We start from the raw sequence: 20,198 nt of genomic DNA, 5'->3' as shown, positions 1-20,198 counted from the left end.
CCGGAAGGAGGGGCGGCCGGTGCGAGACCTCCGGGCCGCGGCCCGACGCGCGAGCGGTGAGGGAGCCTGAGCTGTGCCACGCACGCCCAAGACCGCCGAGCAGGCCAGCCGCGACAACGCCGCGAAGTTCAACCGTCTGCACCTGGAGCAGATGCCGCTCTGGCTGGGCGCCAGCATGGTGGCGGACCCTCAGGCCGCTGACCTCACCCGGACCCGGAAGGAAGATCACCAGTTGCGGTTGTGCGCGCAGGGCCGTGGGCGCATGGCGGAGTTGGAGGCCCGGCACGCCAGGGAGGCCGAAGCCTACCGCCGCGCCCTGAAGGAGGCCGCTTAGGAGGCGTACCGCGAGGCTCTGCTGAAACTGCGGCACCTCCAGCAAAGGTATGCCAGCATGCGCCGCCCCACAGACGCGTGTGATCCCTGGCACACCCACTTGCGAAAGGCGGTGCCGGTGGCGCAGTGGCGGGCCGTCGAGGGCCAGGTCAACCCGGCCTCCGCGCAGCAACACCGGGCGCTGGGCCGCATCGAGGCCCACCGTCAGGGGTCACGCGAGCGGGCGGGGGTGTAGCCACTGTTGCCGTGGGGAGCGCGTGCCGACGATCCCGGCCGGGAGAAACGAGACGCGCCCGGTGCCGTGGGCGACAGGAAGACGGTCCGACCCGGCTGACCCGGGCCAGCGACCGTCCGACCTTCGTCGCCCGGAGAGGTGTGATCCGTGCCCTTCACGCCCGGCGGGTCCCTCACCCGGTGGGGTGACCCGGGGACATGACCGAGCCGCAGCTTCCGGAGCGGACGACCTACCGGGTCGGCGAACCCTTCCACCCCGACGTGACCGACTGGCCCGAGGGGCAGCAGTTCAAGCTGCGCTTCGGACTTCCCGGGTTGCTGCTCTTCTACCCCAACCCCAGGCTGGACGAGGTCCTGGCGGTGGCCCGGCGGCACATCAGCCTCGCCCTCTTCGCGGAGGCCGACCAACTGCTGCTGCTGTACCAGGTCGGCGCGACCGAATGGGAAAGGGGCGGCCTTCACGCCCCACCTGGCCGGACCCGACTTCGTGCTGCCCGCCGTGGACCGGGAACTCCCCATGCCGGTCTTCCTGATCGACGCGAACACCGGCATCATCGCGGCCCTCTGTGCCGTGACGTTGGAGCGCCGCTTCGTGGAAGTGCTGCACGCCGCACTGACCCGGCAACTCGCCTGGCCCTGGGACGAGGCGGCCTATGACGCCCGGCTGGCCGAGCTGCGCGGACGCTTTCCCCACCCGGGCGACCTGCTGGTGCGGGCGCAGGTCCTGCACCAGGCCTGACCCTCCCCGCGGCAGCGGGGGCCAGTGCCCCGTGCCCCACGTCCTGGATGAGATCACCTCTCCCGCCGCCGCATCGGGGAGGAGGACCAAGCCTCTCCTCTCCCCTCTCCCCCGCTGCATGCGGGGGTTTTGTCATGGCATGACACCGCTCGTTCCGAAGCCTGCTGTGAAAGGTGGCTTCCCGATCTGCCCATTCTCAGATGGCTCCGGCACGGAGCGGCACGACTCTCCACAGCAGGTCCGGTCTCACGTTGCCCGGCAGCGAGGGCCGGTGCCGCTCCATGCCCCACAGGGCCAGCCTCGATCCGTCCTCGACCTGCGGATCCACCGGCAGGAGGTGCAGGCATGAGCGTGGGGAAGAACACGAACAGCACAGAAGCACCGCGAAGGTGGCGTGAACTCGCCTGGCAGGCTCAGCACCACCCCGCCTTCCTGGGGTACCTGTGGCGCGACCTGGATGAGGCGAGCATCGCCCTGACGCTGGGGGCAAGGCGCGTGACGGTGTGGCGGCTCAAGCTGTGCCTCCTGCCCCAGGGTGAGGCGGACGTGCGCGCCGTGGAGGCGCACTTCGGGTTGACGGCTGGCCGCCTGGGGGCCCTGCTGGGGGAACAGGGCGGGTCCTTTCACGGTCCGGGCGTCGCCCCGCAAGCCATAATGACGATTGGAGGTCCGTCATGACCATCTCTCGCTCCACGGCCCCCCTCCTCCGTTCTCGCGCGTGGCGCCTGAATGCCGACGGCGCCCTGGTGGCTTTCCTCCTGCTCGCCAGCGCTTTCCTCGGACAGCCCATGCTGCTGATGTCCCTGGGCGTGATCGCCGTGCTGGGGCTCCACCATGTCCTGCCCAACGCCACGGCTGGGCAAAAGGTCGCCCGGATGCTCCTCTTCTCGCTGCTGGCCTTGGCTGCCAGCGTGCTGGTGACGGGTCTCCTGGGCTGCGCCGTGGGTCTCCTGGTTTTTGTCGGGACGCTTGCCGTGGCGGGTGCGGTTACCGGCTGAGGCGGCACCGTCCAACCTGACCCGTCGCCACACTGCGGGCATGACGACGCCATTCACCCCCGAGCATCAGCTCTACGTCATCCAGAGCCAGGGGACCCCGGTCACGCTGCTCGCGTTTGCCGGGTATGTCCTGGCCGGTACGTTGGTGGGCCTGAGCGTGCGTGACCCGCGCTTCGGGACCTTGAACACCGGCCTGATCTCGCTGGCCCTGCTGGCCGCCGTGGTCAACGGGGCCCTGACCCTGGGCCTGTTTCCCTGGCTGTTCACCGGGTTGAGCCGCTGCTTCGGCGCCGCGACAGAACGGCACGAGGTTCGCGCCATCACGGCCCTGAGCCTGGTGCCGGTTGTCCTGGCCACGCTGCTGAGCCTCGTGGTGGGGCTGGGCGGGCCGCTGGCGGTGCTGGGCAGCCTGGTGGCCGGGGGCGTGTTCGTGCACGGCCTGGCGCTCGCCAACGGCGTGACCTTCAGACAGGCGCTGCGTCACACCCTGGTGGTGTGGGCGGTCCTCATCCTGGGGATCATCCTGCTTAGTGCGGCTCTGGGCACGTTCCTGACGTAAGGCTAGATCCTTCCTGATGTTGCGTGGAAAGGGCGCCGCCTTCGTGTCGCCTCTTCGCTCAAACCATTATGGACGAACGGCCTTGACCATCCAATTGTTTCCTTCGAGCACCATAAAGTAGGTGCGGGTGCCTTCAGAAGCTGGTGCCTTGAAGTCGAAGAGCTGAACCAATTCAGGGTTTTTGGTCCATGCCGCCGTGGTCTGCTGGTTGACGGCAGCCTTGACCTCTGCCGAATTAGTATGTTCGACGATTTCCTTGACGTTCTTGAACGTGAAAGTTCCGTAACAGCTATGAACTCGATCACCCGCCGCTATGCCAATTTCATCGTTGAACTTCTGAGTGGGCTTCACCTGCAGGACCGGCTCCGCTCCAAGCAGCGGCGGCTGGAACTTCTCGACGGTGACATAACCCAGACGTTGAAGCGTTTCATACGCTCCCAACCCACTCTTCTCGACGGTGTCGGGGTCGAAATCTGTCCCAACGGGTGAGAGTTTGACTCCGTAGAAGTCCCCGCACAGATCACCGGGATGTTCTTTCTCATAGCCCTGGATGGCCCTGGCGAGATTCGTCTCGGTGGCGGCCTTCGAGTTGTCACATCCACTCAGGGTGAAGCCGAGCGGGAGTGCAGTGGTGAGCATTAGCAGGCGGCGCATGTCGTCTCCAAGGTCAGGGGTAGAGGGCAATGATGTACCTGGGATATAGAACGGCTTCAACTGAATGCGAGGTCAAGTCGTGAGGTAGGAGCATTTCCTTAGCCCCTACATCAACGAGAGTTTAATCCTCCTCTGGGCGTGAGGACTTGCCGGGCTATCAGCTCTGTGACGTGTCCTGTCAGGACATCCCAACGAAGTGGAAGGCGTTGCGCCATTTGCGCGAGGTTTAGGCCATTCGCAGCAGCGTGGTAGGTTAAACCCAGGGGGGTGCTCAAATCCTCCCTGAGCCTTACTGAACTAGGAGTGAAGTGATCAGACAGCCGCAACGCGCGCTGCTCAGATGTCAGCGTCAGGGCGTGCCATGCGGCAGCCGTCGTTCCAGCTTGAGCATTTGTGCGGATGGCGGGTTCATCTATATATGCGGCTACACGAATTTGAGGGCTCGTTAGATGCCAGTACAGCGGCACCATCGCGCTAATTATTCGTTCATAAGCCAATGCACGTAGGCTCTCCATGCAGATCTGGCCTGCTTTGATCAAGTACTGCAACATTCCTTGGGGGTCCGGATTGTATTGCTGTGCCTTCAGAACTGCTTCGGCAGATATACCGGTGTGAATGAGCAAGGTGGGCCAGGATGGTAATACGGGGCTTATAACAGTAAGTATTTCGGGTCCATCTAAGTGCAATTCAGTATTTAATTGGGCATCTTCAAATTGTAGAGTTAGAATTCTGTAGCCGCTCTCTTGAGCTGCTTGTTGGACAGCGAACATGGTTGGCACAGGTTTCATCGCCCTTCGCGCTCCTCCCCTAGCGCTCCTGGCATGCTGTGTGGCTGGTGGAGCACACCTAAATTAGAGCTAACCTCTAAAAAGTTCCAAAAAGCTCTATGTTAAATGATTGGCAGAACCAAACAGGCGCTAGAATGATGCGTTATCGATGCAAAAAGGACCCGCCCTTCAAACGAAGGGCGGGTGGTGGTGGAGACGGAGGGAGTCGAACCCTCGTCCGATGCTGCTTCAGTGGGCTTCTACGAGCGTAGTCCTCATTTTAGGTCTCGATTCTCAGTCGCCCAAGGACAGGCTACTTTTGAATCCATCCTCTAAGTTTCACTCGGGAAGCCGAGGCTTCTTCCAAAGCTAGCCATCTTTTGTGTCAGCTCGCGTAGCGCCAATGGCCGGGCTTTACGATTGCTGGGCTGGGATTAAGCAGCCAGTGCGAACGAGTCGCTGTTGTTGCCAGTTAATGGCTTGGTCGAATGATTTACGAGGCCCACGACCATCCTCGGCTCGCCACTTCACCTTCCGCGAACACCGTCGAAACCGGGGCGTCCCCAAAGGGCTGAGAAAATATAGCACAGGTCCACGTCACCATCAAGCCGACATGGGGTGGCTAGCATACCCCATGCTTCCCCCCTCCGGTTCGTCGGGCGAGCGGCGCATGCGGCAGAACACCAGGTTCGTGGTGCCGACGGCCTTGCCCGTCGAGCTGGACCGCAGCCATGTTCATGCCCTGATTAGCCGTGGGGTAAATGCGAAGGTCGTGTTGCTGGTCGCGCCGTCCGGGTACGGCAAGACCACGGCCCTAGCCCAGTGGGCCAGGCAACAGACGCTGCCGGTGATCTGGCTTCGGTTGAACGAAGAGGACAGGGACCCCAAGACCCTCTTCACCGATCTTGCGCAGGCCAGTGCGCTCGCCAGAGTCAGAATGGAAACCTGGGACCGGGTGAGCCTCCTCGACCTGAGCCGGGAACAACTCATCGCCGCCTTGGCAACCGACCTGAACGCCCACGACACCGATCTGACCTTCATTCTGGACGGTGGGGAACACTTGGGGAGTGACGCGGCGCGCGCCCTCACCAATCTGCTTACCGAGCTTGGCAAGGGCCACCGGGTCCTCATCGCGCAACATGAGGCCTCCCCATTCAACGCTGCGCCGTTCGTCGCTCGTGGAGAAGGTCTGCTGATTTCGGCCAATAACCTAGCCTTTACCCCAGAGGACACCAGGGCGGCAGCCCGGCAGTTCGGCGCGCAGGACCAGGCCTCCACAGCCGTGCAGCAGCAGTACCAGGGCTGGCCTGCGGGGGTCATGCTGGCTCTGCACACCCAACAGTCTTCTATGCCTGTCCCGGCCACCGCACTCGTGCAGGAAGTGGTGAACACACTGCCCCCGGAGGTCAGGCAGGTGCTCCCATACCTGGCCGTCCTGAGTACCTGGAGTGCCGAGGAGGCACGAAGTCTGAGCATTCCGCTTCCGGTGGGCTGGCTGGACGCCGTACTGCGAGCCGGACTCCCCCTCACACCGTTGGGTGAGGGAAAATTCGCACCGCACGATGTGGTACGCGAGTTGTTAACCCGGCAGTTGAAACAGGATCTGGATTTATGGCGAGTGCTGCATTTCAAGGTGGGCCAGCAGGCAGAGGCACAGGGGCAGCCCTACAGCGCGGTACGACATTACGTACAGGCTGGACGCGAGGACTTGGCGATGCGCCTGGCGGAAGAACTGGTCCCCCGTTGGTATCGTGCGGCAGATTGGCTGCTTGCCCGGGAGGCTTTGGAGCCGATCCCCAATGTGCAGTTGACCGCTCCTCTACGGTCAATCTTGGCACTGGCACTGTTGGAGACCGGCGAGACAGAGCGAGGACGTGAGCTGGCACAGGAGCAGTTGCGGTCGCTTCCAACTCCCACGGCACACCTTACATTGAGTCTGGACTCTTATAGAACAGGAGATTTACCGGCAATGATTCAGCACATCGAGGCCGGTCTTGCCCTTGCAACGGAGCAGAGGGATGTCATTCAACTGCTGCGCTTTAAAGCCGCCTACCTGCAGGGAGTCAGTCGGATTGATGAAGGCTTGGCGGTAGCCGATGAAGCGGTCCAACGTGCGGAGGCAATGGGTGATGCTAGTCTAAAGATAGCCACACTCTCTATTAGAGCATACATTCTGGAACAGAAGCAGGAACGAGAGCTGGCATTACGCGATCACGAGCGCGCGTACCAAGCGGGTCAGCAGCTCGGCCTCACCAATCGCCTCATGCCAGTCGTGGACAGAATGGCACTGCTATATGTAGGCAAGGATCGTATTACCGAAGCGGTACAACTGCTGGAGAGCTTTTTGATTGCCTGCGAAAGAAATTACCCGATAGGCGTCCCAACCACGCAGCGCCGCCTCGCACAGGTTCGCCACGCACAGGGGAAAACAGATGATGGTGTTGTGATAGCACGACAAGCTTTTGAAGAACTGCTGCGTCAAGAGAATCCCAATACCGCGTCAGATGCCCTTGTCTATTTTTTCTATACGGAAGTGCTCCGCGGACAAAAGCTGGAGGCAACTTTAGCTTTTGATCGTATCCGAGTTCTACTTGGCGAGGAGAAGTCGAAATTATCGACTATCTCTTGGATAAGAAACAGAGAAGCCAACGCATACTTATCTTATGTAGACGGTCGATTAGACGACGCACTTAACTATTTGGATGAGGCCATCACAGAGAATTTAAAGGTTTACAATGTCAGAAATGTCTTATCAGAACTCCTTAAAGCAGAGATCAGACGCCGTGAGGGTCGTTTAACCCGTTCCGATGCAGACGCAGTGCTAGAGGCTCTACAGAAACGACCGGAAGACGTGGCTGAAGTTCGTATGGTCCACCCACATTTCGAGCCCCTGTTGCGGGAATTTGTCAAGCAAGGCTGGTCTACCTCAGTATTTAGAAGCCTTCTCGAACGATGCCTCATGACTGCTGAATCTGCCGCTCCGCAAGTGCATTTGGAGTTGACAACACTCGGGCGTGTTAAAGCGGCCGTGAACGACCAAGAGATCCGCTTAGGTCATGTGTCCGCCGTCGAGGCTCTGGTCTACCGAGTCTTACACCCTACAGCACGTCAGGACCAGCTTGCAGATGAAGTTTGGGGAGGCGCAGACCTCAAACGTGCTCGTCAATCCGGTCACACCGCCCGGAGTACCCTTAACGCCTCTTTTCGTGAGGCCGTGAAGAGCTTGGGCATCCCAATAGCGACCGACCTGATCCTGCCGAGCCAGGGCCGCCGTAATCCGGAATGGGTTCTCAACACCGCCGTACAAATTACTTGTGATGCTCTAACCATTGTAGAGAGCCGTGACCCAAAGGAAGTTTTGCGCTTGTACGGGGGACCGTTCCTCCCAGACAGTGCCAGCGAATGGGCCGGTCACTACCGCGAGGTCATTCACAAGCATGTCGTGCAGGTGCTTCATGAGGGGGCGGCTCATGTAGAACCTCACGACCCTCAGACGGCCCTCGCCTGGCTGGTGAAGGCGGCGGATTTGGCCCAAACACCGGAAGCGTTCGAGCGGGTGGTGAGGTTAAGTCGTCAAATGGGCGAATCGGCCCTTACGCGGGCCGCAGAACAGGCCATCCACTCCCTGAAGGCGGGAGAGGTAGCGATCCTCAGCCGCTTGTACTCGCTGAACTGAGGGCAGCCGCACACGCGCTCCGCAGGGCGGCCAGTTGTTCCCGGGTGGCTCCCCACGCTGGTTGGGCGTGTTTCGTGGTCGCGTAGCGTGCTTCCACCACCGTGTAGCCGACAGGAGCACTGGCCTCTGCCTGCTCCTGCAACATGCGGAGGGTCAGGGCCTTGGTCTGCTGGGTCCTGACCTGTCCTGTTCGCGTCTGCACCTCGCCCTCGCTCCAGTAGGCAACCGCGTACCAGGGAGCTGGGCTGTCAACACTCTGGCGGGCGTACACCGCGATCTTTGGCTCGCCCTCTTGAACAGGAGGGAGTTGCCCGGCCCCCTGAGTCTTTAAAGCCGCGCGTGCGAGGTCGTGCGCGCGCTCGTGCAGAGGACTGCTGTTTCGGGGGATACGTGTGACTGTGACCTGTGGGTGAGTAATGCACAGCACAGCGCGCAGCACATCCTCCTGAGCATCGACCTGAAGCACGGCAGTAGTACCAGGCGGCAGGTGCCGCAACGTTGCAAGTGCCGCCGTCGCCTCTTGATGTTCTGAACGAGGTAGGGGGCCCGACACCTCGACACGCACGCCATCAGGAAATTCAAGCACGCCGCCGAAGGCCGCCTGTCTCCCCTTGGCGCTAGCGTCAGAGGCAATTCGAACCTGAGATGGGTGCGTCATATATATATTATTCCTGAGGTTGTCCCTCACCCTACCAGGTGGAGAAGAGCTATGCCCTCTTCTCCCCTCTCCGCTGTCGCCGATTTGCTCAGCCAGGTGCCTGTTCACTACGCGCACAGCCGTTTCGGTCCGGCACCTATCCACGTGCTGGGCAAAGGTGGCAGCAGCCTCACGCGCCTCGACGTGTACGTGCGTGAGGACGACCTGTGTGAGTTCGTCCGGGAGTTGCCCCTCCATGCCGCCGTGCCGGCCCTCTGGACGGTCTGGTTGCAGCGCCGGGCGCCCCTCCCCCTGGATTGGGCCTGGGGGTTCCTGGAAGCGCAGAGGCAGTGTTTCCCACGAGGCGGGGTCTACCGGCCCAGCCGGGCGCTGGAACCCTCCCAACACTGTGAAGCGAGCGATCCGGCAGTGATGGACGCGCGGCGACTGGGCATGCTGGCCTACCTGCTGTGCCTCGCATCGGCTGAGGAACACTTCACGATCCCTAACGCCGCGGATTAATGCCGTTGGCCCTCCCCCGCCCAGGCGGGGGCAACAGGCGGCATGGTTACCCTCTGTACCCAGGGTCGTGTACAGGAAGCATTGACGCAGTACTTCGAGCAGCGCAAAAAGCGGGGCAGTGAGATCACTCTGGTGGAGGTCGGGCCCAGGGAGGCTTACTTGGCTGTGACCATCCAAGGCCTGACCTGTGCCTTCGTTGTTCCCCTGTCCCCGCTCGACCCAGGCCTCTGCTACGGGCATGACCTGCTGTTGATGGGGCCTGTCAGCGAGACGCGGGACCCAAGGCCCTGTCAGGTCAGCGCCAACTTCCTGAAGTGCCTCTCCCCTGCCCCACTGTTTCTCGAGGGAGATGAGGGACGCTGGCGTCGGCGTGCCGAGCACTTCGTCCACCGGGCCCGGCAGAGTGAGCAGGGAGAAGTGCTCCTTGGAACCTATGCGGACGCCCGCGGCACCATCAGCTACAACGAAGCTGCAAAAAAAGCATTTGAAAAGGACGCGCGGCGTTACCTGAAGCGACTGGCGAGACACCTGGGGCGGCCTGCGCTTTCCGGGCGCAAGGCCGTTTCCTACAACCCATCCGGCATCGCGTGCAGCGGTGAGGCCATGTTGCACCTGGAGATGGACACGCACACGCTGCTCCTCGTGGAGGTGGATGCCGGAGGGCTCTGCGCTCCCTGGCAGCGGACCAGTCCCAGTGGCGTGGCGATCATGTGGCGCTTTGAGGGACAGGGGGAAGCGCTGCGGCACGAGCAGCGTTTTTTCTATCCCAACCAGTGGGTGCGCTGGGACACGTCTGCCCGTGACTTTGCAGCCTTGATCGAAGAGGGGTGGGTGAGACTGACGCAATCCACAGCCAGTGAGGCGGGACCAGGACCTGTCTGACGGGCCTGCGGCTGCCGGGAGATGGCCTCGCGCCCGCAAGGCGTTCGAACTCCTTTGCTCCTGGATGGCCGGGTTCATTCCCGCCGGGACAGCTCCCTCACGGGACGGAGGGAGGCTCATTCCTTGAATTACGTTATTCAAAACTTGCCTCGATGTGTACACGTGTGTACACTCCTGTTATGGCACCCAAAACCGTTGGGATACGTGCACTCCGCGAGGAGCTCCCGGAGATGTTGCGTCAGGTGGGAACAACCGGGCAGCCGCTGGTCGTGACCAAGCACGGTGAGGCCGTCGCGACCATCGTCCCTGGTGCTGCCGTCGAACCACCTGACGCCGACGCCCCCCGCATCATCGCGGTGGTCAGTCTGAAGGGGGGCGTGGGCAAAACCACATTGACCATGCACCTCGCGGCTGCGATCGCGCAGGAGCGTGACCAGGTGGTGGTTCTGGACGCCGACGAGGAGGTGAGCGCCTTTCGCTGGCAACAGCATGCGGCTGCCGAGGGGCTGACCCTCCCCTTCAAGGTCATTCCTGCCGAGCGCAACACGCTGATGCGTCAAGCACGCGAGCTGGCCAAGACGGGCGTGACCGTTCTGATCGACACGCCACCCAACAACCGCGAGATCCTCAAGAGTGCCGCCACGGTGGCCGACGTGGTGCTGGTGCCCGTGCTGCCCACCGGTATGGATGTCGACCGCCTCGCCACGACGCTCGAACTCCTGGCCGACCTCGAAGCGGCACTGGACAACTTCAACTACGCGATCATCCTCAACCGGTTCGACTCCCGGAAGGGCATGGCCCACGAGGCGAACGAGGCGCTGAACGCCCATCCGCGCCTGAATACGGTCGTGAAGTCGCTCAGCGCCTACGAGAAGGTCTTCGGACAGGCTCCCGCCGAACTCTCGCAGTTCCACGAGATCTGGCAGGAGATCAAGCAGGCTCTGGGGAGCGGCGCATGACCAGAAACGCCTTCAAAAAGCCCAAGGCTCCAAGTATGGGGACACTGCTCAACCGATCACTCGAATTTTCTGGGGCGGTCCCATCCCAGGAAGGCGAAGTGGGAGAGGTTCAGCAGCTCCCCATCGATGCCCTGCGGCCCAACTCACGGCAGCCCCGGCGGTTCTTCAACGAGGAGAGCCTGAAGGCGCTCGCCGAAAGCCTTCGCCAGGAGGGCGTCCTCCAGCCGCTCATGGTGCGGCCGCTGGAGGATGGGCACTTCGAGATCGTGTACGGAGAGCGCCGCTGGCGTGCCGCCCGGCTCGCCGGACTCCCGAGTGTTCCCGCCCGGGTCCGCACCCTGACCGACTCGCAAGTCGAACTTCTGGCCGCCGTCGAGAACCTGCAACGTGAGGACCTCAACCGTTACGACGAGGTGAGCTACAAGTTGCGCCTGGTCGCGGCCCTGTTCGAGACGACACCCGAGGAGGCGATCCGGCGTCTCAAGGAGCTGCGCCGCCAGCCGGAGAGTCACCCTGAGCAGGTCGCTCAGCTCGAACACCTCTTCACCCAGCTCGGTCGTGAGAAATGGCCATCCTTCGTCACCAACGGGCTCCCCGCCCTGCGGTTGCCGGAGACCCTGGTCGAGGCCGTGCAGACGGGGGCCCTCGAATACACCAAGGCGCTGCTGATCGCCCGCGCTCCGCAGGAGCATCACGAGGCCCTCCTGAAGCGGACGCTGGAAGAAGAACACAGCCATGCCTCGCTCACGGACATCGTGGCCCAGCTCAAACCCACCGCCCGCGGGGACGCCGACGCGCAACTCCTGAGCCTGCGCCGGAAGATTTCCCCCAGGCGGCTGGGGAAGCTCCCGCAGAAGCAGCGCGCGGAAGCTGAGCGGCTGATTCGCCGACTGCACGAACTGCTGAGGGACTGAGGCCGAATAATATTATTCCAGCGGCCCCCTCCGGGAAGAGGGGGCCGCTTGCCCTGTCGCGCCTGAATAACGTTATTCGGTGTCCCTCCCCGGCTGGCGCCGGGGCGCTTCCTCCATAAGGAGGTCGTCATGACCCTCTCGGGACATCTCTTCGGCGCGCCACTTCACACCGAAATCCGAATGGTGCCCGTCGGACTGATCGAGGAACCCGACACCCTGGAGGTGAACCCCGGGATCGAGCGACTCGGCGTGATGCAGAGCGTTCTGCTTGGGCCCAGCGGTAATCCCGAGCGTCCCTACCGGATCGTGGACGGCAGGCGCCGGGTCCGCAGTGCGCTCAGGTACGGCATTGAGCAGATCCCTGCCCTCGTCACGGACGGGACCCCCGGGCAGATCGCCGCCGCGAGTGCGATCCTGAACGCTGCCCGCTCCAGCAATCCGCTCGACGAGGCCCGCAACTGGCAGACCGCTCTGGAGGAGGGGCAGTTCGGTGACGTGCAGGAACTCGCGGCCCACGTTCGGGTCAGCGTGCAGACCATCCGCAAACGCCTGAGGCTGCTCGCCCTGCCCGAAGACCTCCTCGCGCACATTGGCATCAGCATCGCCGAAGGTGTGGCGGAACGCATGGCGAACCTCGCGCCCCAGTACCGCGAGCAGGCGATCCGGGCGGCCGAACGCCGACTGGACGCGGGGGAGAAGTTCACCGCCGCTGACCTGAAGGCGAGCCAGACTGCCCGCACCGCGGATTTCGAGGAGAGCCTCGCCCCGCTCTTCCGCACCGAGCCCCTGCTGGAGGTCTCCCGCGACCCCCTGACCGAACTGGTGCAGGAGGTCAAGCGGCTGGCGGCGCTGAGCGGCATTGAACTTCCCGCGCTGGTTCGGGCCCTGTCAGGAGCGATGCCGGGCATGAACGAACCGTTGTCCGCCTCAGCGGAGCCACCCGCATCCCCGCATCCGACCGTGTGTCCTCGCCCCGGCCGTGTGAATCTCGGCCTGCACCACCCGAGGGGACTGCCGTGACGACCCTGTTCGACTTGATTCCCGCTCAGGGTGGCCCACGGGAGTGCGGCCCCGGGCGGCAGGAAGGCCACATCTACGCGGAATGCGGGTTCAGTCCCCACGGCGTGCCTCTCGAGCATTTCCTAATCGACCTGCCCCTTCCCGTCGACCCGGGGCAACTGGGCCTGAGCCGCCAGGGCGTGACGTTCGTCGAGCGTCAGGGAACCTGGCACGTTGTGGACGTCATCGGCGAGGGACACTATCCCTGCGCCGCCGACTTTCTGGAAGAAGCACGGGCGCTCGGCGTCAGCCGGAAACTCCCGCGCACCGGAGACTTCAGCCGCCTCACCCGCGGGAGCACCCTGATCCTGATTCACCCCCGGGGCCGGGTCACCAACACCCTCGCGTTGGCTTCCTTCACCTCGAGCTTTTCCTGCCCTTGCGGACATGGTCACTCGGCCGCCGACCCGTGCGCCGGGTACCACTGGTACGCGGCCGAGGCGAACGTGCCCGGGACCGTGAAACGACGCCTCAAACGCACGAGCTACGAGGTCAGGCCCCTCCTGATTGGAGCTCCGGTCCTGGAGTTCATCCCCGCCTATATCCTGCGGGTACCGATCAGCAACCTGAGCGTGATCCGCAACAAGGACGGCAGCGTGAATCGCCAGAGCCGCGCCATGGCGGAGAAGGCCCGGCTTCCAGTCATCGACTCGGACACCTGACCGCGGTGGGAGAGAGGAACGGGACGGGAACCTCTCCCTGCTGCTGGGCTGGCCGAACGTTGTGGACGAGGCTGCTGGAGGGCCAGCACGTGCAGCACCGCCGATGGACGGTCATCCCTGGCCTCATCGGCGGGAGCATTCATGCCGCCTCTCCCTTTCAGGGAGCGCCCACCGCCCTGCGCGCCCGGTAGGGGAAGAACGGGTCAGGCCTGGGGCAGTTCAGGCCGCACGCTCGCCTGTCCAATGCTGTGCTTGCTCGTCCCTCTCGAAATCGTACGGGCTCACCACGCGGGGTCCCTCATGCCGGTGGCCGGGCGGCCATCCGGCATGACCTGGATCACATGATCAAAGGATTTGCTCTGTCTGCCGTGACCGGATTCCTCGCGCTGTTCGGCCTCAACTGCGAAGTGCCGTATACCCGCATGGGTTGCCCGAAATTCAGCCCGGCTGACAAGTCGGCGCTGGCCCTGAATGGGACGCTGCTCACCCGCGAGGGCTATGACGTGGTCAGTGCGCCCCAGCCTGCCCTCACGCCCGGCGGTGAACTCTACGGCGTGGAGGTGACCGGCGGCGCCCAGCAGGCCCGTCTGAACGCCAACGAGGCGGCCCGCCACGAGATTCTGGCCCCCCACCCTGACCTGGCCGTCCTGCGGGCCTACGGCGGCGGGGGCGGTCTCGGCGAGAGCGTGGACCAGTTCTACACGCCCAGTGCCGTCGCGGCGCTGTTATGGAACCTCGTCACGCCCTTCCTCAAGCTGGGTGACGAGAAGCGCCCCGTCCGGGCTCTGGAACCGAGTTGCGGCAACGGGGCGGTCCTCGCGCATGCCCCCGAGGGCGTCCTGCTCACCGGCGTCGAGCTGGACCCGGTGGCGGGCCGGGCGGCCGCGCACCTGCACCCGCACGCCAGCATCCACGTGATGCCGCTGGAGCAGTACACCACCCGCAGCAGCGATCCCCTCTTCGACCTGGTGGTCGCCAACCCGCCCTACGGCCCGCGCGGCGAGACTCGATCTCTGCACGAACCCGACGAGGTCCGCAGCGAGCGGTACTTCATGCGTCAGATCCTGCGCCGCGTCCAGTTCCAGACCGGGCTCGTCAGCGTGCTGCTGCCCCTGTCCCTGCTGCACGGCCACCGGCACCGGGACTGGCGGGAAGAACTGCTCACCTCCGCCCTGCCCCTGCACGCCGTGCTCGTCCCTACCGGTGCCTTCAAGGCGGCCGGGGCGGGGGTCACCACGGTGCTGCTCGTCTTGCGCCGCCACGACCACGGGGTGCGGGAGGCCCTAAGCACCCTCGGCGGTGCCCAGGTCACGGACACGCTGCTGGAGTTCGTCGCCGATCCTGTCCACCGGGAGTTGGTCGAACGCTTCGTGGACGGGAGCAGCCTGATCATCACCGAGGGCGAGGAGGGAGCCTGGACGCACCGGCTGCGCCAGCTCTCCGGCAGCTTCCGTCTGAGTCAGGAGAGCACCCTCCGCTGCGGCCGCTTCGGAAACCCGCTGCTCGAAGGCGAGGTGGACACCCGTCAGGTGGAGCGCGTCCACGACCAGATGCAGGCCGCGATGAACAGCGCCCCCGTGCTGTTCCGCACCCTGATCGAAACTGTCCGCGAGCGGCTCGGTGAGGATGCCGCCAGAAACGCCGAGGCGGCCTCGCACGTCGCGGACCTGCACGCGATCCCCGAGGGCACCCTCTCCACGGACCGGCGCCATGCCTTCCGGCTCGGCCAGTGGGTGGTCACCGACGACTTCGCGGCGCCGGTCGTCGCGCAGGCGGTCCAGGTGGCGCAGGCCCTCCAGGCGTACCTGGAGGCGCGCGAGCTGGGCCGTCCCGAGACCCCGCAGCGCCGCCGCACGGCCCTGGCCCTGGACGTGCAATACCGCGCCACACACGGGGCGTACGACCGCCAGCGTTTCACCCGGCTGATTTCCCGGTACTCGCTCTTCGCCGTCCTGCTCGCCCACCTCAGTGCCCTGGGTGAGCTGAACCTGCCGGATGACGGGACGTACGCGTTGCCCATCACGGCCAGCGGGATGGAGGGCATCGCCCAGCAACTCGCCGACCTGATGGCGCTCACCGAGCAGACCCTGATGGAGTACGCCGGGGTGTCCGAGCCGGAAGCGGTGACGCACCTGACCGGGCACTACGCCTTTAACGGGGAAATCTGGGTGGAGCCGGGGCTGTACTACTCCGGGCACGCCTTCCTGCGCGCCGAGCAGGCCCGCGCGCAGGCCGAGCACTTCGGCGGCCACCGGCGGGCGGCGCTCACGAGGCAGGCGGACCTGTTCATCAGCCGGGTGCGTCGCGCGAACCTCAGCGAACTGGCCCTCAGCCCCCGTGACGCCGTGATTCCCGTCGCCGTGTTGGAAGAGTGGGTCAACGCTTACCTCGGCAGTGCGGCCGACCAGAAGCCGCTGATCAGCGTGCGCCGGGAGAACGGGGCGGTGCGTTTCCGCCTCAAGGGTGGAGCGGGCCAGGCGGGGGTGCGGGCCCGCAGCGCCTTCGACCAGGAGAAGGCACGGGCGCTGGAGAACTACCTCAACCACAAGACGGAGGTGGAGGCCGTTCGTGGCGCGGGGGAGATGTCGCGCGAGCAGTATCAGGCGGAGCGCGCGACGGCCATCGACGCGGCCCAGGCGTACGAGGATCAGACCCAGGCGCACTTCGGCAACTGGCTGATGCAGAGTCCGCACGTGGGCGTCGTCGAGGAGGCGTACACCTATGCCCGCGGCGCGATCCTGCGCCCAGAAGGAACGGCGCGGCCCCTCCACCTGCCCGACTGGCGTGGGCCCGAGCACCACCCCTACCAGGTGATGGACATCCGCGCGATGGCCGCCACCACCGGCATGGTCAACAACTACGACGTGGGTTTGGGAAAAACGTTCGCGATGCTCGGCCTGATCGCATACCTGAAGACCTGCGGGCGCGCCTCGCGGCCTATCGTCGTCGTGCCTGCCGGCCTGGTCAGCAATTGGGCGACCAACGCGGCCCTCGCGCTGCCCGACTGGAACATCGTGACGGTGGGCATGAGTGTCCGGCGCGACCGGCAGGGGAACAAGGTCTACAAGACCAAACGCGACGGCACGCCCATGCTCGACCAGGGCGGCAAACGCATTGAGGCCTGGAAGGAGGACTCTCCGGCGGTCAAGCGCGAGAAGATCGCGTCCCTCAGCGCCGGTCAGGTGGACCTGGTCATCATGAGTCGCGAGTCCTTCACTGGGATCGGGATGCTGCGTGAAACCCGCCAGCGGCTGATCCTGGAGGACCCGCAGTATCAGCGGAACCTGGAAACCGCCGACAGCTACGAGGGCACGCCCAAGCGGGGCAAGCACCAGGAACTCGTGCGCAAACTCGGCGTCTTCGGCGCGATGCTTGCCCGCACGAAGATCGCGCAGGAGGGCGAACTCTCCTTCGAGCTGCTGGGCTGCGACTTCACTGGGCATGACGAGGCACACTGCTTCCCTGCGGGGACGTTGGTGGACGGCAAGTACATCGAGGCGTATCGGGCGGGGGAGCGCGTACGAGCGTTCAATCACGTCACCGGACGCATCGAGTCAGCACGGGTCCTCAATCTCCAGGTGCGCCGTCCCCATGATCTGCTCCGCCTCACCCTTGAGGATGGAAGGCAGATCATCACGACAGGGAATCATCCCTTCTTTACCCCGGCAGGGTACCTTGACGCCCGTCAGCTCACCCCTGGAGAAACGCTCTATGTCGACAAGCAGTGCAACGCACCCTTGCGGTCAGTGCCGGACGCTGATCTCGCTCTCCAAGGAGCAGCGCACCCGAGTGAGGCGTGGGCTGCCGGTCTTCTGCGGGAGTCGGTGCATCCAACTGCATCGGCACCGGACGAAGCCGAAACCGCGTCTCCCCAAGATTCAGCGGCACTGCGAGGAATGCGCCGTCCTGTTCACCCTGAACAACGTGCAGTCCTGGAAGCTGCGCACCGGAAAGGCGACGCAGTTCTTCTGCAGCAAGTCCTGCCGCACGAAGCACACGGCCAGAACCAGCCTGAAATTCAGGGCCAGTGTGCAGGCCGCCAACCTTGCCCGGATCGACGAGCTCAAGGCGCAGATGGCGGAGATGCGCAGGAAGGCCGCCCAGCCGGAAGTGGTGGCCCGGATGCGCGAAACGATGAAGGCGCGGGGTCACAAGCCCCGGATCCGCGGAGGCAATGGACAGGGTCTGACGGCGCCGCAAGCAGCCCTCTGGGTGGAACTGTGGCAACTGACGGGCGTGGAATGGATTCCGGAGCACCCGATCAAGACGGGCCTGAGGCAGCGGGGCTGCCCACGGGTCTACAAGGTGGATTTGGCGCATCCCACCCTGCGCCTTGCCGTCGAGTGCGACGGGCCGTCACACAAGTCGCTTTCCCAGCAGGCTCAGGACCGAAAGAAGGAGGCGATACTGTCCTCACTCGGCTGGCAAGTCTTGAGATTCTCGAACCGGGAGATCATGGAGAATACGGCGGCCTGTGCCCGGGCGGCCTGGTCTACAACATTGAAGTAGAAGGCCATCACAACTACTTCGCCGAGGGCATTCTCGTTCACAATTGCAACAAGAACCTCTTCGCACCGCCGACCACCTTCGGCGAGACCCCCCGCTTTCTCGGTGGGGGAGGGGAGAGCCAAAGGGCACTCGACGCGCTGCACAAGGGCCGCTTCGTCCGCGAGCGGGGCGGCAGCACCTTCGCCTTCACCGCGTCGTGGATCAAGAACAGTCCGCTGGAGGTCTACTCCATGCTCAGCATGGTCACGGACGCCCTGCCGGGCTATGGCCTGCCGACCGGCGAGGCCCTGATGGAGCAGTACCTGCGCATCGAGCCGGACATCGTGACCGGGATGGACGGCCGCGTGGAGGTGAAGCCCTGCGTGAAGGGCTTCCGGCGGTTACGCGAACTCAAGGGCATCATCAGCGGGCACGTCATCACCCGCTCCTATGGGGACCCGCTGGTCGTCACCCGGGACGGCCAGCCGCTGAAGGTCCCGTCGGCGGTGGCGGAAGAGGTCATGATCGACATGAGCGAGGAGCAGGCCGTGCTGTACCGGTCGCTGCGCGAACGTGCCCGCACCGCCGACGCCCGGGCCAAGGGGCCGAACCACCCCTTCGCGATCCTCTGGGAGATGCGCAAGCTCACCGTGGACCCGGCTCTCTTGGGCGTCGGGGGCCGCAACCCGCGCTTCGAGAAGATCACAGAACTCGCCCTGGAGAACCGCGCGTCCGGCGGCAAGGGCATCGTGTTCCTCAGCATCGGCGAGAAGGAGGGGTCCTTCGCCCGGCTGAAGGCGCTGTTGGTGGAGGCCGGGTACCCGGAGCACGAGATCGCCATCGTGTCCAGCGACACGCACAAGAGCAGCGTGGCCCGCCAGGACCTGGAGGACGACTACAACTTCGGGGACCTCTCCCTGATCCTGGGGACGGACGTGCTGGGACAGGGGTTCAACCTCCAGCACGGCACGACGCTGATCGTGAACGCCGACATCCCGTGGAACTACGAGGAGATCCGTCAGCGCGTCGGACGCGGGGCACGGCAGGGGAACACGGCGGAACGAGTGCGCAACGTGTACCTGCTGATGCGCGGGTCCTTCGACGCGATCACCTACACGATCATGAGCGGGAAGAAGTCCTGGCTCTCCCAACTGTGGCTGGACGTGGACGAGTTGGAGAACACAGCCGCAGGCTTCAACGGGGAGGAGATGGCCCTGCTCCTCAGCGACGACCCCGAGCAGACCCGCCGGGAGATCCGGGAGAAGAAGAAGACGCTCGAAGAACTCACCGGCCGCGCGGCGCTGCGGCGCAACCTCGAAGTCCTGGCGCGGGTCCTGAGCGTGCAGGGGCGGGTCCAGACCGTCCGTGAACGGGCCCATGCGCGCAAGAACGGCTGGACGGCCAACGATCACGCCCTGCTGACCCAGGCGCGGGAGGCGTCCGGGCGGGTGAGGCGTGAACTCGACCTGCTGGGGGAGTTCAGCTTCGCCCGGCTGCTCAATTACGTGGGCGAGCTGCACTGGATCGGGGTGCTGCCCGTCCACGTCGGACTGACCTTCGTGCACGAGGGCGGGCGAGTCGAGGTGACGCAGGTGAGTGCCGGAGCGGTGACGGCGGTCAGGGAAACAGGGGAGAGTACCGTGTTGAACTTCCGGCAGGTGACGGGCGGGGCCGGGTACGAGGCGAGCACCCACTCCGGGCACTATCGCGAGTCGCTCAGCCTGGGAGCACGCCCCACGATCAGCCTGCCGAAGAACGCCGCCGTCCACGCGTTGGACGCCCGGCGAGTGAACCCGGTGCCGCGGAACCCGGAGGGGGTGATCAGCGTGAGCGTGAGGGGGGACGAGGTGATGCTGCACGCGAGTCCCGACAAGTACGCGCTGCGCAGCTTGTTGATCACCGGGCACGTGGTGATGCATTACGCGGTCAGGACGGAGGGCGAGCACCTGACCGTCACGCAGGTCGCGGTGCTGAGCGGTGACCCCCGGGTGGTGGAGGGTACCGGGAAGCAACTGGTTTCCGAGCGGTTCCGGGAGCGTCTGCTCGCCATCGTGGCGACCGCCCTGGGGGCTGATCCGATCCGGGACCGCGCTCACGCGGCTTGAGGGGGAGGGG

Annotated in this window: 17 protein-coding genes, 1 other RNA gene and 1 pseudogene; 16 read left to right on the top strand and 3 right to left on the bottom strand. The window is 64.5% G+C overall.

Translation table 11 applies throughout. The annotated features are described in order from the left end of the window. Positions 1–73: 73 nt before the first annotated feature. The 6 genes from E5F05_RS04360 to E5F05_RS04340 all read left to right on the top strand — a co-directional run bounded on the left by E5F05_RS04360 (position 74) and on the right by E5F05_RS04340 (position 2,863). A complete protein-coding gene (locus tag E5F05_RS04360) occupies positions 74–334 on the top strand; it encodes a hypothetical protein (RefSeq protein WP_103128187.1) in 261 nt (86 codons plus the stop codon). A 57-nt stretch (positions 335–391) separates the two neighbouring features. Further along, the gene (locus tag E5F05_RS21190; RefSeq protein ID WP_164973340.1) at positions 392–568 is read left to right on the top strand and encodes a hypothetical protein; all 177 of its coding nucleotides are present in this window, start codon (positions 392–394) and stop codon (positions 566–568) included. Between the two features lie 486 nt (positions 569–1,054). Further along, the gene (locus E5F05_RS04355; protein WP_129117537.1) at positions 1,055–1,306 is read left to right on the top strand and encodes a hypothetical protein; all 252 of its coding nucleotides are present in this window, start codon (positions 1,055–1,057) and stop codon (positions 1,304–1,306) included. Positions 1,307–1,651: 345 nt separating this feature from the next. Then, complete coding sequence (locus E5F05_RS04350) at positions 1,652–1,984, top strand: hypothetical protein (RefSeq protein WP_129117536.1); 333 nt, start codon at positions 1,652–1,654, stop codon at positions 1,982–1,984. Further along, positions 1,981–2,304, top strand: a complete 324-nt coding sequence (locus tag E5F05_RS04345) for a hypothetical protein (RefSeq protein WP_129117535.1) — start codon at positions 1,981–1,983, stop codon at positions 2,302–2,304. The genes E5F05_RS04350 and E5F05_RS04345 overlap by 4 nt, the downstream gene beginning before the upstream one ends. A 40-nt stretch (positions 2,305–2,344) precedes the next feature. Then, a complete protein-coding gene (locus tag E5F05_RS04340) occupies positions 2,345–2,863 on the top strand; it encodes a hypothetical protein (protein WP_129117534.1) in 519 nt (172 codons plus the stop codon). A gap of 66 nt (positions 2,864–2,929) precedes the next feature. Here E5F05_RS04340 and E5F05_RS04335 read toward each other — a convergent pair whose 3' ends face one another. From E5F05_RS04335 to ssrA, 3 genes are all read right to left on the bottom strand, one after another. After that, positions 2,930–3,517, bottom strand: a complete 588-nt coding sequence (locus E5F05_RS04335) for a hypothetical protein (RefSeq protein ID WP_129117533.1) — start codon at positions 3,515–3,517, stop codon at positions 2,930–2,932. 110 nt (positions 3,518–3,627) lie between these two features. Further along, positions 3,628–4,305 carry a hypothetical protein gene (locus E5F05_RS04330; protein ID WP_129117532.1) on the bottom strand — a complete coding sequence of 226 codons (678 nt, stop codon included), beginning with the start codon at positions 4,303–4,305 and terminating at the stop codon, positions 3,628–3,630. 187 nt (positions 4,306–4,492) lie between these two features. Further along, positions 4,493–4,849, bottom strand: a transfer-messenger RNA (tmRNA) gene (gene ssrA, locus E5F05_RS04325). Positions 4,850–4,918: 69 nt separating this feature from the next. Here ssrA and E5F05_RS04320 point away from each other — a divergent pair. The 10 genes and pseudogenes from E5F05_RS04320 (at position 4,919) to E5F05_RS22055 (ending at position 20,188) form a co-directional block, all read left to right on the top strand. After that, the gene (locus E5F05_RS04320; RefSeq protein WP_164973339.1) at positions 4,919–7,960 is read left to right on the top strand and encodes an AAA family ATPase; all 3,042 of its coding nucleotides are present in this window, start codon (positions 4,919–4,921) and stop codon (positions 7,958–7,960) included. A gap of 709 nt (positions 7,961–8,669) precedes the next feature. Next, a complete protein-coding gene (locus tag E5F05_RS04315; protein ID WP_129117530.1) occupies positions 8,670–9,119 on the top strand; it encodes a hypothetical protein in 450 nt (149 codons plus the stop codon). A gap of 81 nt (positions 9,120–9,200) precedes the next feature. Beyond that, entirely contained in the window at positions 9,201–10,001 is an 801-nt protein-coding gene (locus tag E5F05_RS04310) for a hypothetical protein (protein WP_129117529.1), read from the top strand. A 179-nt stretch (positions 10,002–10,180) separates the two neighbouring features. Further along, positions 10,181–10,960: a type II toxin-antitoxin system prevent-host-death family antitoxin gene (locus tag E5F05_RS04305; protein WP_103128176.1), complete on the top strand. Its 780-nt coding sequence runs from the start codon at positions 10,181–10,183 to the stop codon at positions 10,958–10,960. A gap of 98 nt (positions 10,961–11,058) precedes the next feature. Beyond that, positions 11,059–11,874: a ParB/RepB/Spo0J family partition protein gene (locus tag E5F05_RS04300; protein WP_164973338.1), complete on the top strand. Its 816-nt coding sequence runs from the start codon at positions 11,059–11,061 to the stop codon at positions 11,872–11,874. A 129-nt stretch (positions 11,875–12,003) separates the two neighbouring features. Beyond that, positions 12,004–12,894: a ParB/RepB/Spo0J family partition protein gene (locus E5F05_RS04295; protein WP_129117526.1), complete on the top strand. Its 891-nt coding sequence runs from the start codon at positions 12,004–12,006 to the stop codon at positions 12,892–12,894. Continuing rightward, the gene (locus E5F05_RS04290; protein ID WP_129117525.1) at positions 12,891–13,595 is read left to right on the top strand and encodes a hypothetical protein; all 705 of its coding nucleotides are present in this window, start codon (positions 12,891–12,893) and stop codon (positions 13,593–13,595) included. Before E5F05_RS04295 ends, E5F05_RS04290 begins: the two co-directional genes overlap by 4 nt. Before the next feature lie 341 nt (positions 13,596–13,936). Further along, a pseudogene (locus E5F05_RS22065) lies at positions 13,937–17,305 on the top strand (N-6 DNA methylase); the annotation flags it as partial. Then, complete coding sequence (locus E5F05_RS22060) at positions 17,187–18,104, top strand: endonuclease domain-containing protein (RefSeq protein ID WP_368773369.1); 918 nt, start codon at positions 17,187–17,189, stop codon at positions 18,102–18,104. The pseudogene E5F05_RS22065 and the gene E5F05_RS22060, both read left to right, overlap by 119 nt. Further along, positions 18,017–20,188 carry a helicase-related protein gene (locus E5F05_RS22055; protein ID WP_368773368.1) on the top strand — a complete coding sequence of 724 codons (2,172 nt, stop codon included), beginning with the start codon at positions 18,017–18,019 and terminating at the stop codon, positions 20,186–20,188. The genes E5F05_RS22060 and E5F05_RS22055 overlap by 88 nt, the downstream gene beginning before the upstream one ends. The last annotated feature ends 10 nt before the right edge of the window (positions 20,189–20,198 follow it).

Source organism: Deinococcus metallilatus, from assembly GCF_004758605.1.
In the GTDB taxonomy this organism is placed as follows: Bacteria; Deinococcota; Deinococci; order Deinococcales; family Deinococcaceae; genus Deinococcus; species Deinococcus metallilatus.
Note: the sequence above shows the minus strand (reverse complement) of the source record. Positions and strands in the feature narration are given on the sequence as shown.